The sequence below is a fragment of the Micromonospora sp. NPDC049799 genome (assembly GCF_040656655.1).
GTDB lineage: Bacteria > Actinomycetota > Actinomycetes > Mycobacteriales > Micromonosporaceae > Micromonospora.
This window is the reverse complement of record NZ_JBFAMU010000179.1, coordinates 1-9,467: the sequence shown is the minus strand read 5'-3', so window position 1 is coordinate 9,467 and position 9,467 is coordinate 1. Positions and strand designations below refer to the sequence as shown.

Annotated in this window: 7 protein-coding genes, 1 pseudogene and 1 riboswitch; of the genes and pseudogenes, 5 read left to right on the top strand and 3 right to left on the bottom strand. The window is 72.1% G+C overall.

Features of this window, described 5'->3' with window-relative positions; all coding sequences use genetic code 11:
* Positions 1-531 (bottom strand): annotated as a pseudogene (locus tag AB0I76_RS15555) (hypothetical protein); the annotation flags it as partial.
* 159 nt (positions 532-690) lie between these two features.
* Positions 691-2,277 (bottom strand): NlpC/P60 family protein, encoded by a 1,587-nt coding sequence (locus AB0I76_RS15550; protein WP_357035044.1) that lies wholly within the window; start codon positions 2,275-2,277, stop codon positions 691-693.
* Positions 2,278-2,516: 239 nt separating this feature from the next.
* Between AB0I76_RS15550 and mqnE the strand changes: the two genes are divergently transcribed.
* The 3 genes from mqnE to AB0I76_RS15535 are packed head-to-tail and all read left to right on the top strand — an operon-like array spanning position 2,517 to position 4,500.
* Positions 2,517-3,686: an aminofutalosine synthase MqnE gene (gene mqnE, locus AB0I76_RS15545; protein ID WP_357035041.1), complete on the top strand. Its 1,170-nt coding sequence runs from the start codon at positions 2,517-2,519 to the stop codon at positions 3,684-3,686.
* A 51-nt stretch (positions 3,687-3,737) separates the two neighbouring features.
* The gene (locus AB0I76_RS15540; protein WP_357035038.1) at positions 3,738-4,160 is read left to right on the top strand and encodes a hypothetical protein; all 423 of its coding nucleotides are present in this window, start codon (positions 3,738-3,740) and stop codon (positions 4,158-4,160) included.
* 46 nt (positions 4,161-4,206) lie between these two features.
* Entirely contained in the window at positions 4,207-4,500 is a 294-nt protein-coding gene (locus AB0I76_RS15535; protein ID WP_357035035.1) for a DUF4229 domain-containing protein, read from the top strand.
* Positions 4,501-4,605: 105 nt separating this feature from the next.
* Here the strand turns inward: AB0I76_RS15535 and AB0I76_RS15530 are convergent, their stop codons facing one another.
* Complete coding sequence (locus AB0I76_RS15530) at positions 4,606-5,970, bottom strand: C39 family peptidase (RefSeq protein ID WP_357035032.1); 1,365 nt, start codon at positions 5,968-5,970, stop codon at positions 4,606-4,608.
* Positions 5,971-6,183: 213 nt separating this feature from the next.
* Between AB0I76_RS15530 and AB0I76_RS15525 the strand changes: the two genes are divergently transcribed.
* Positions 6,184-8,076, top strand: coding sequence for a M14 family zinc carboxypeptidase (locus AB0I76_RS15525; protein ID WP_357035028.1), 1,893 nt, complete (start codon positions 6,184-6,186; stop codon positions 8,074-8,076).
* Positions 8,077-8,214: 138 nt separating this feature from the next.
* A riboswitch (adenosylcobalamin (AdoCbl) riboswitch) is annotated at positions 8,215-8,351 on the top strand.
* 63 nt (positions 8,352-8,414) lie between these two features.
* Positions 8,415-9,353 (top strand): ABC transporter substrate-binding protein, encoded by a 939-nt coding sequence (locus AB0I76_RS15520; RefSeq protein ID WP_357035025.1) that lies wholly within the window; start codon positions 8,415-8,417, stop codon positions 9,351-9,353.
* Positions 9,354-9,467: the final 114 nt, after the last annotated feature.

Sequence of the window (9,467 nt, the reverse complement as noted above, 5' to 3'; positions counted from 1 at the left end):
GATCGGAGCCGGCGCGGGCTCCGGTTCCGGGGTCGGTGGGGTCGGCGGCTTCGCCGGCTCCGGCGGCTGGGCGGGCTCCGGCGGCTCCGGGTTGACCGGGCCGGCCCGGTAGATCCGGGCCTCGCCGGTGTGCGAACGGATGGCCGCCGCCTCGGCGGCGGAGACCCGACTCGTGCCCGGAACCGTGAAGCTGGCCCGGGCGGGACCGGCGGGCGGCTCCGACGACGGCACGGCCGGAGAGTCGGACACGCCGACCGGTGGGGTGGCGCCCCGCTGGGCGGGCACCGGGGGCATCGGTTCGGCGCTGCCGGTGGCCCGGTAGGTCGTGCTTCCCGAACGGGCGGGCGACGGGTCGACCCCGTCCTCGGGAGGGGCGACGGCGGTGGCGACGGTCGCCCGTGCCCGGGCCGGTGCGGCGGCGGGCTGGTGCGGGCGTACGAGGTCGGGACGGGAACCGGCCACGCCGGGTGACGGGTCGACGGGCGCGGACCTCCGGTCGCCCGGTTCCGCCGGGACCTGCTGATCGACCATGCTCGCCTCCGCGCCACGCTCGCGCCCGGAGCCGTGCGGTCGGCCCGGGAGTGCCTGAGTCTCACCGTGCCACATTCCGCCCCTACGGCACAGTCGGAGCGCATTCCCCGGGCGGTACGGCGAGCCGCACCGACCGGGGAACGGTCGGGTCGGACGAGGTCAGCTGCCGGTGCTCGCCGACGCGGTGGCCGAGACGCTGCCGGAGGGCGTCGCGCTGCTCGCCCCCGTCGTCGGGCTGGCGCTGCTGCTGGTGACCTGCGGCGACGGCGTGGTGGGGTCGGGAGCCGGCGGCGGCGTCGTGGCCGTGGGCGACGGTGAGGTGGTGGGCGACGGCGTCGGCGACGTCGTCGGGCTCGGCGAGGTCGTCGGGCTCGGGGAGGTCGTCGGGCTCGGCGACGTCGTCGGCAGCGGCGACCGGGTCGCCGACGGCGTCGGCTTCGGAGTGGTCGTCGGCTTCGGAGTGGTCGTCGGCTTGCTCGGCACGGTCGGCACGGTCGGCGTGGTGGGCACGGTCGGCGTGGTCGGGGCGGGTACCGCGCCGACGACCCGGGTCGCGGCGTAGAGCCGGGACCAGCGCACGTTCGAGATCTTGACGAAGTCGCCGGTGGTGGGCGCGTGGATCATCTTGCCGCCGCCGATGTACATGCCCATGTGGTGGATCGTCGTCCAGCTCGTGCCCGAGGCGAAGAAGACCAGGTCGCCGGGGAGCAGTGCCGCCGGAGGGACGGTGCGGGAGCGGGTCGCGTAGTACTGGTCGCGGGACACCCGGGGCAGGTCGTCGTAGCCCGCCGACCGGTACGCGGCCCAGATGAGGCCGGAGCAGTCGAACCGGTCCGGGCCCTCCGCGGCCCAGAGGTACGGGTCGCCGAGCTGTGCCTTCGCGTAGGCGACGGCGGCCAGCGCGGTCGGGTGCGCGGCCAGCCCGTTGGCGGTCTCGTTGGCCACGTAGCCGGCGCCGAGCTGCTGCTCGGCCGCCTCCTGCTGGCGTTCGATGACGATGAGCTGCGCGGCGTTGTCCTTGCGCAGCTGGACCAGCTTCGCCTCCTCGGAGCGCAGGGTGCGCTCGCCGGCCACGTACGCCTGCCGGGCCGTCGTGACCCGGCCCTCGGCGGCCACGAAGGCCTGCTGGGCGACCTGCTCGCCGGTGCGCGCCCGGGTGATCTCCTGCTTCGCCTCGGTGGTGTCGCCGCCCTCGACCCGCTCGCCCCGGGTGATCCGGGAGAGCTGGGTGAGGTCGTGCAGGTCGCTCGCGAAGTCGCCCGGCGGCAGCGCCGCGGCGGCCTTGATCGCCTCGCTGGCGGTGGCGTCGGCGAGGTCCTGCGCCCGGGCCAGCGCGTCGCGGGCCAGGGCCAGCTCCCGCTCGGCGGCGGCGAGCTGCGCCTCCGCCTCGGTGCGCTCCTGACGCAGCTTGAGCAGCCCGTCGCCGAGTTGCCCGACCCGCGCCTCGAGGGCGTAGATCTGCGCGGCGAGCGGGCCGCTGCCCGCGCCGGCGACCGGCGTGGTGACGCTGCCGGGAAGGGCGGGAGCGGTCGGTGCGCCGCTGGGCAGGTTCAGGGCGCCGGCGACGACCGGGCGGGCACCGGTGTCCGGGACGGTGGTGGGCAGGCCCGGCTCCGCGTACGCGGGAGCGGCCAGCACGGCGGCGACGACCGCCCCGAGCAGGGCCGACCAGAGCCTCGGACGCAGCACCGGTGAGATCACCGGGCTCCGCCGACGCCGTTGTCGCCCGTACCCGCTGTCGACCATTCCGCTCCCCGTCCGACCGGCGTCGCCGCGACCGGTGCGCGCGGCGTCAGGACGCTATCAGTGGTGTGAAACGCCCCATACTGTCTTACCGCACGCCGGCAACGATGTCGATGTGTCGGCGGGTAACGGAAGGCTGAGAGTCCGGTGAAGTACATCGCTGCGGGAGACCGTGCCGACGGTCCGTCGGCCGGCCGACGTAGGCTCGATCGGGACACCGGGGTGGAAGGACGTGGCTGGAGATGGACGCCGGACTCAAGCGTGAGCTCGAAGCGAAGGTGTACGCCGGCGAGCGGCTGACCCGTGAGGACGGGATCGCCCTCTACGAGAGCGACGACCTGACCTGGTTGGGCCGGCTGGCCCACCACCGCCGCACGGAGCTCAACGGCGACCGGGTGATGTTCAACGTCAACCGGCACCTCAACCTGACGAACGTCTGCTCCGCGTCGTGCGCGTACTGCTCGTTCCAGCGCAAGCCGGGTGAGAAGGACGCCTACACGATGCGCATCGACGAGGCGGTCCGCAAGGCCAAGGAGATGGAGGACGAGCAGCTCACCGAGCTGCACATCGTCAACGGCCTGCACCCGACGCTGCCGTGGCGCTACTACCCGAAGGTGCTGCGCGAGCTGAAGGCGGCGCTGCCGAACGTCAAGCTCAAGTGCTTCACCGCCACCGAGGTGCAGTGGTTCGAGAAGATCAGCGGCCTGAGCGCCGACGAGATCCTCGACGAGCTGATGGACGCCGGTCTGGAGTCGCTGACCGGCGGTGGCGCGGAGATCTTCGACTGGGAGGTCCGCCAGCACATCGTCGACCACGCCTGCCATTGGGAGGACTGGTCGCGCATCCACCGGCTGGCCCACTCCAAGGGCATGAAGACGCCGTCCACGATGCTCTACGGCCACATCGAGGAGCCCCGGCACCGGGTCGACCACGTGCTGCGGCTGCGGGAGCTGCAGGACGAGACCGGTGGCTTCGCGGTCTTCATCCCGCTGCGCTACCAGCACGACTTCGTGGATTCGGCGGACGGCAAGATCCGTAACCGGATCCAGGCCCGCACCACGATGGCCTCGCCGGCCGAGTCGCTGAAGACCTTCGCGGTGTCCCGGCTGCTCTTCGACAACATCCCGCACCTCAAGAACTTCTGGGTGATGCACGGCCTGTCGGTGGCCCAGCTCTCGCTGAACTTCGGCGTGGACGACCTGGACGGCTCGGTCGTGGAATACAAGATCACCCACGACGCCGACTCGTACGGCACCCCGAACACGATGCACCGGGACGACCTGCTAAACCTGATCTGGGACGCCGGCTTCCAGCCGGTCGAGCGGGACACCCGGTACAACGTGGTCCGTGAGTACGACAAGGCCCCGTCGCTGGCCGAGCGCCGCGCCGAGCCGCAGCAGGTCTGGGCCTGACGGGCCGCCGGCACCGGTGGCGGGTGGCGGCTCGCGTACCCTCGTAGGGCCATGACGGAGCAGCGGAGCGGATTTCCCCGGCGCGACGCCGAGGGGCGTGTCCTCAGCCTGGGTGACCTGCTCGGGGTCGGCCTGGCGGGCCTGGTCGTCGGCCTGGTCGCGCTGGTGCTGTTCGACTTTGCGTTCGTGTCGTTCGGCGCCGGTGAGTTCGGGCGGGCCAACGGCTGGCTGGCGGTGATCCTGCCGGCGTGGCTCTACTGGGACGACTTCCGGGCCTGGGAGTTCGGCGCCGCCCGGGTGGCGGCCGCGTTGGCGGCCGGCGTGCTGGCGGGTGCCGCCGGGCTGGCGGTGGCCGGCCTCGTCGCCGGGGCGCCGCCACTGCTCTCCGGTGGGCTGGGCGCGGCGGCCTTCACCCTCGGGTACGCGGTGGTCTGGTTTCCCGGTGTCCGCTGGTTGGCGCGCAGGACGGGCTGAACCCTCCGCCCGGGTGACCCGGCGGCGAGAAACGGAGTGCGGAGAAGTGAGCGCGGCGGTCAAGTACACGCTGGGCCGGATCGGGCTGTTCGTCGTCGTGCTGGCGGCCCTCCTGCCCACCGACCTGGACATCTTCCTCAAGCTGATCGTGGCGCTGGCCTTCTCGGCCGCCGCGTCCTTCTTCCTGTTGCGGGGCTGGCGGGACGAGATGGCCGAGGAGATGGCCGCCGCCGCCGAGCGCCGCCGCGCCGAGAAGGAGCGCCTCCGCTCCGCCCTGGCCGGCGAGGACCAGCCCCCCACCGAGCCCAACTCCCCCGACTCCCCACCCACCCCCCACTAACCCCTCCCCCCGGGGGTCGCTGCTCGTGTTGATCAAGGGGTTTGCGTCAGGGTCCGGCTCCTGGCCGACGCAAACCCCTTGATCAACGGGTGTTGGTCGGGTCTGCTACCAGGTGGTCGAGTCGGGGGCGGACGGCCAGGGGACGTCCGTCGGCTTGATCAGGTAGACCACGCCGCCGGAGCCGCTGCCGGTGCCGCCGCTGGCGGTGGTCCGCTTCGTCCGGAGCCAGATCTGCTCGAACTGCTCCCGCGGGTAGACGTGGCGTACCGCGTCGTTGCTCGACGAGGCCGGGTCGTTGACGATGACGTCCCCGTCGGCGGTGAAGCCGACCACCACGAACAGGTGTCCGGCGGTCCCGTAGCCCGCGCCGTCCAGCTCGCTGGCGACGAAGGACTGGCTGGTCACCACGGGGATGCCGGCGGCGATGAAACGCTCCACGTCGTCCAGGGAGTGCAGCCGAGTGACCCGTGCCTCCAGCCCGGCGAAGGTGGCCGCGTACGCGGTGTTGAACGGCCAGTTCCCGGCGCCCTCGTAGGCGTAGTCGTAGACCATCCGCGCGGCGTGGTTGACCGTCGGGTCCGGGTAGGTCGGGTCGACCCACGCGGTGTCCTCGGCGGACGCCCGTCGTCCCCAGTACTCGACCACCATCGTCGTGGAGGTGGGGGAGCACCACGCCTGGCCGCCGCCGTCGTACTCGGGGTAGTGGCCGGCGTGGACGTTCTGCGAGTAGCGGGGGACCGGGAGCTCGGTGCCCCACGCGATGCCTCCGGTGCTCGGCGGCACGGTGAACCGGTCCGGCACCCGGGAGCCCATCGCGCCGACCATCCGGACCGTCGGGGTCGCGGTGGTCGCCGGGTCCCGGTAGAGGGTCACCCGGAGCTGGTACGACCGCAGCAGCACCCCGGCGGCCGGGTTGTCGACCGCGAGGGTGTCGGTCCAGACGCGGGACGTCTTGTCGCCCTGCTTGTCGACGCTGGTCCGCCTGATGTCCGTGTCGCCGGCGGCCCAGCGGCCCATGACGTACCAGGGGGTGCGGGTGCCGGTGCCGTACGCGGCCTGGAGTTCCACCTGGAGCCAGGTCCCGGCGGGCGTGTCGGCGTTCCACGAGGTGATCAGCTCGGTGGCGTCGAAGCCGATCGCGGTGACCGGCGAGGTCCAGGTCCCGTACGCCCAGGTGCGCTTGGCGCTGGTGTGCGGGTCCTTGTAGACGGTCGTGCCGAGCGGGGTGCCGAGGGTGAGTCCGGCCGCGGTGGCCACCGTGCCGGCGGCGGTGCCGGCCCGCCACTCCGTTTCGCCGGCCCAGTCGTGGAAGGCGATCTGCTCGTCGTGGCCGACGGTGGCGGCGGTGGCGACGGCGCCGGGGGGCGCGGCCAGGGGAGCGGCCCCGGCGGGGGCGGGTGTGAGGGTGCCGAGCAGGGTGAGGGTGGTGGCGCCGGCGAGGGCGGCGGCACGAAGGCGAGGTCGGGTCACTGGTCCTCCGCTTCCTGACGGGCGGATCGTTGGCGGTCAGTGTCCCGCCTGGAGGGAAGTTTCGCCAGAGGTCGACCGATAGAAAATCCTTGCCAACGTGAGGATCAGGCTGGCATGGATCAATTCAACGACGGATGTTGATATGACCATGTGACGGGTGGTGGAGTGTCCTCCACCGTGCGGGATCTCTCCCGCGCCCCGAGGAGGTTGTCCATGGCCTTCCGCAACTCCACCCTCCGTCGCCGTCTCGCCCTCGCCATCGCCGGTGCCCTCGGCGTCCTCACCCTCGCCGCGCCACCGGTCTCGGCCCGCCCGGGACCGGACCGCTCCGGCGAACCGGCCGCCGTGCCGTACCGGGTGCTCGGCCCGCGTACGCTCGCCGACCGCAACGCCGTCGCCGGCACCGGCGCCTCGATCGACTACTCCGAACACGGCGTGCTGCACGTCAGCGCCACCCGCGCGGAGGCCGCCGCGATCACCCGGCTCGGCTTCGGGCTGGAGGCGACCGCCGCGCTCCCCACCGACCGGGGGGCCGACCCGCACGGCCACGCCGAGGGGGACGTCGGCACGCTCGCCTTCCCGCCGGCCGACTCCAACTACCACGACTACGCCGAGCTGACCGCCGTGGTGAACAAGGTCGTCGCCGACCACCCGACGATCGCCCGGAAGATCAGCATCGGGACGTCGTACGAGGGACGCGACCTGATGGCGGTGAAGATCTCCGACAACGTCGCCACCGACGAGGCGGAGCCGGAGATCCTCTTCAACGCCCAGCAGCACGCCCGTGAGCACCTGACCGTCGAGATGGCGATCTACCTGCTCAACCTGTTCACCGACAACTACGGCACCGACTCCCGGATCAGCAGCATCGTCAACGGCCGGGAACTGTGGATCGTGCCCACGGTGAACCCGGACGGCAGCGAGTACGACATCGCCACCGGCTCGTACCGGTCCTGGCGGAAGAACCGGCAGCCCAACAGCGGTTCGTCGTACGTCGGCACCGACCTGAACCGGAACTGGGGCTACCTGTGGGGCTGCTGCGGCGGCTCGTCCGGCTCCACCTCGTCGGACACTTACCGGGGCCCGTCGGCGTTCTCCGCACCGGAGACCCAGGCGCTGCGGAACTTCGTCAACAGCCGGGTGGTCGGCGGTACCCAGCAGATCAAGGCGAACATCGACTTCCACACGTACTCGGAGCTGATCCTCTGGCCGTTCGGCCACACGACCGCCAACACGACCACGGGGATGACCGCCGACCAGTACAACACGTTCGCCACCATCGGCCAGCAGATGGCGAACACCAACGGCTACACCCCGGAGCAGGCCAGCGACCTGTACATCACCGACGGCGGCAGCATCGACTGGATGTGGGCCACCCACGGCATCTGGGCGTACACCTTCGAGCTGTACCCGGGCTCGGCAACCGGCGGCGGCTTCTACCCGCCCGACGAGGTGATCCCGCAGCAGACCACCCGCAACCGGGACGCCGTGCTGCTCCTCAGCGAGTACGCCGACTGCCCGTACCGGGCGATCGGCAAGCAGTCGCAGTACTGCGGCGGTGGCGGCGGCACCACGGTGTGGTCGGACACCTTCGAGACCGCGACCGGCTGGACCATCAACCCGTCGGGCACCGACACCGCCACCACCGGGGCGTGGGAGCGGGGCGCCGCCCAGGCGACCACCTCCAGTGGCGCGAAGCAGCTCACCCCGTACGCCGGGAGCAACGACCTGGTCACCGGCCGGCTGGCCGGCACCGGGGCGGGTGACTACGACGTCGACGGCGGCGTGACCAGCGCCCGGTCCCCGGCGGTGACCCTGCCGTCCTCGGGCACGTTGACCCTCTCCCTGGCCTGGTACCTCGCGCACGGCTCCAACGCCAGCTCGGCGGACTACCTCCGGGTCAGCGTCGTGCACAACGGTGGCACCACCGCGCTGCTCACCCAGTCCGGGGCGGCCACCGACCGCGACGGCTCCTGGGCGGTGGCCAACCTCAACCTGACCCCGTACGCGGGTCAGTCGGTCCGCATCCTCGTCGAGGCCGCGGACGCCTCGGGCGCGAGCCTGGTCGAGGCGGCTGTGGACAACGTCACCATCACCAGCTCCTGATAGCCGGTGGGGCCCCGCGCAGCCCCCAGCGGGGCCCCACCCACCTTCCATCCCTCGCCGATCCGGGACATAACGGCGCTGCTCACGATCGCCGAGCAGCGACCGGCCCCGGATCGGCGAGGCGCGTGCGGGGCGTGCGCTACCGTCTTACCGACCATCCCGCAGCGAAGCCGGTGCGAAACCGGCGCTGTCCCGCAACTGTGATGCCCCTGATCGGGGACGAGCCAGGTCGCCTGCGGTTGGTCGCGACACGCGCTCTCGAGGAAGGGCGCCTCGCGGACGGGCGCATCCGCTCCCTGTCGGCGAAGCACCACGCTCCTCGACCGACAGGAGGACCCATGTCCAGACGTACCCCCCGGCTCTTCGCCGCGACCCTCGCGGTCGCCGCGCTCGCCCTCGGCGCCTGCGCCGAGAAGACCACCGACACCCCCGCGGCCGGCGGCAGCCCGTCGGCCGCCGCCAGCTTCCCGGTCACCGTCGGCTCGCTGACCCTCGCCGAGCGGCCGGAGAAGATCGTGTCGCTGTCGGCGACCGCCACCGAGATGCTCTTCGCGATCGGTGCCGGCAAGCAGGTCACCGCCGTGGACGACAACTCGAACCACCCGGCCGAGGCGCCGAAGACCGACCTCTCCGGCTTCCAGCCGAACGCCGAGGCGATCGCCGCCAAGAGCCCCGACCTGGTGGTGCTCTCCGACGACCGCAATAAGATCGTCGATCAGCTCACCGCGCTCAAGATCCCGGTGTTCCTCACCCCGGCGGCCACCACGCTGGACGACTCCTACCGGCAGATCACCGAGCTGGGCACCCTCACCGGGCACCCGGCCGAGGCCGCCGACGTGACGAAGCGGATGAAGGACGACATCGCCAAGCTGGTCGCGGACCTGCCGAAGCGGTCGGAGAAGCTCACCTACTTCCACGAGCTGGGCCCGGAGTTGTACACCGCCACCAGCAAGACCTTCATCGGCTCCATCTACGCGCTGGCCGGCCTGGAGAACATCGCCGACCCGTCCGACGCCGACGGCAAGAACGGTGGCTACCCGCAGCTCTCGCAGGAGGTCATCGTCAAGGCCAACCCGGACTTCGTGTTCCTCGCCGACACCAAGTGCTGCCAGCAGAGCGCCGACACGGTCAAGGCCCGGGCCGGCTGGGCCGGCGTCACCGCGGTGAAGAACAACCAGGTCGTCGGCCTCGACGACGACATCGCCTCCCGGTGGGGCCCGCGCGTCGTGGACCTGCTCCGCGCCATCGTCGACGCCACCGCCAAGGTGCCCGCGTGACGCTCGCCCACTGTTAGCCGGGGACCCTTTCCATGCAGCAGGCGTTAAGAAGGGGCCCTTCCTTGCCCGCAGCACCGCTCGCCCGGCCGGCCGGGACGCCACCCGCGTCCCGGC

What these genes read in the sequence shown, in the direction of transcription:
- AB0I76_RS15550 (WP_357035044.1), bottom strand. Translation starts at nt 2,277, where the DNA reads ATGGTCGACAGCGGGTACGGGCGACAACGGCGTCGGCGGAGCCCGGTG.
- mqnE (WP_357035041.1), top strand. Translation starts at nt 2,517, where the DNA reads ATGGACGCCGGACTCAAGCGTGAGCTCGAAGCGAAGGTGTACGCCGGC.
- AB0I76_RS15540 (WP_357035038.1), top strand. Translation starts at nt 3,738, where the DNA reads ATGACGGAGCAGCGGAGCGGATTTCCCCGGCGCGACGCCGAGGGGCGT.
- AB0I76_RS15525 (WP_357035028.1), top strand. Translation starts at nt 6,184, where the DNA reads ATGGCCTTCCGCAACTCCACCCTCCGTCGCCGTCTCGCCCTCGCCATC.
- AB0I76_RS15520 (WP_357035025.1), top strand. Translation starts at nt 8,415, where the DNA reads ATGTCCAGACGTACCCCCCGGCTCTTCGCCGCGACCCTCGCGGTCGCC.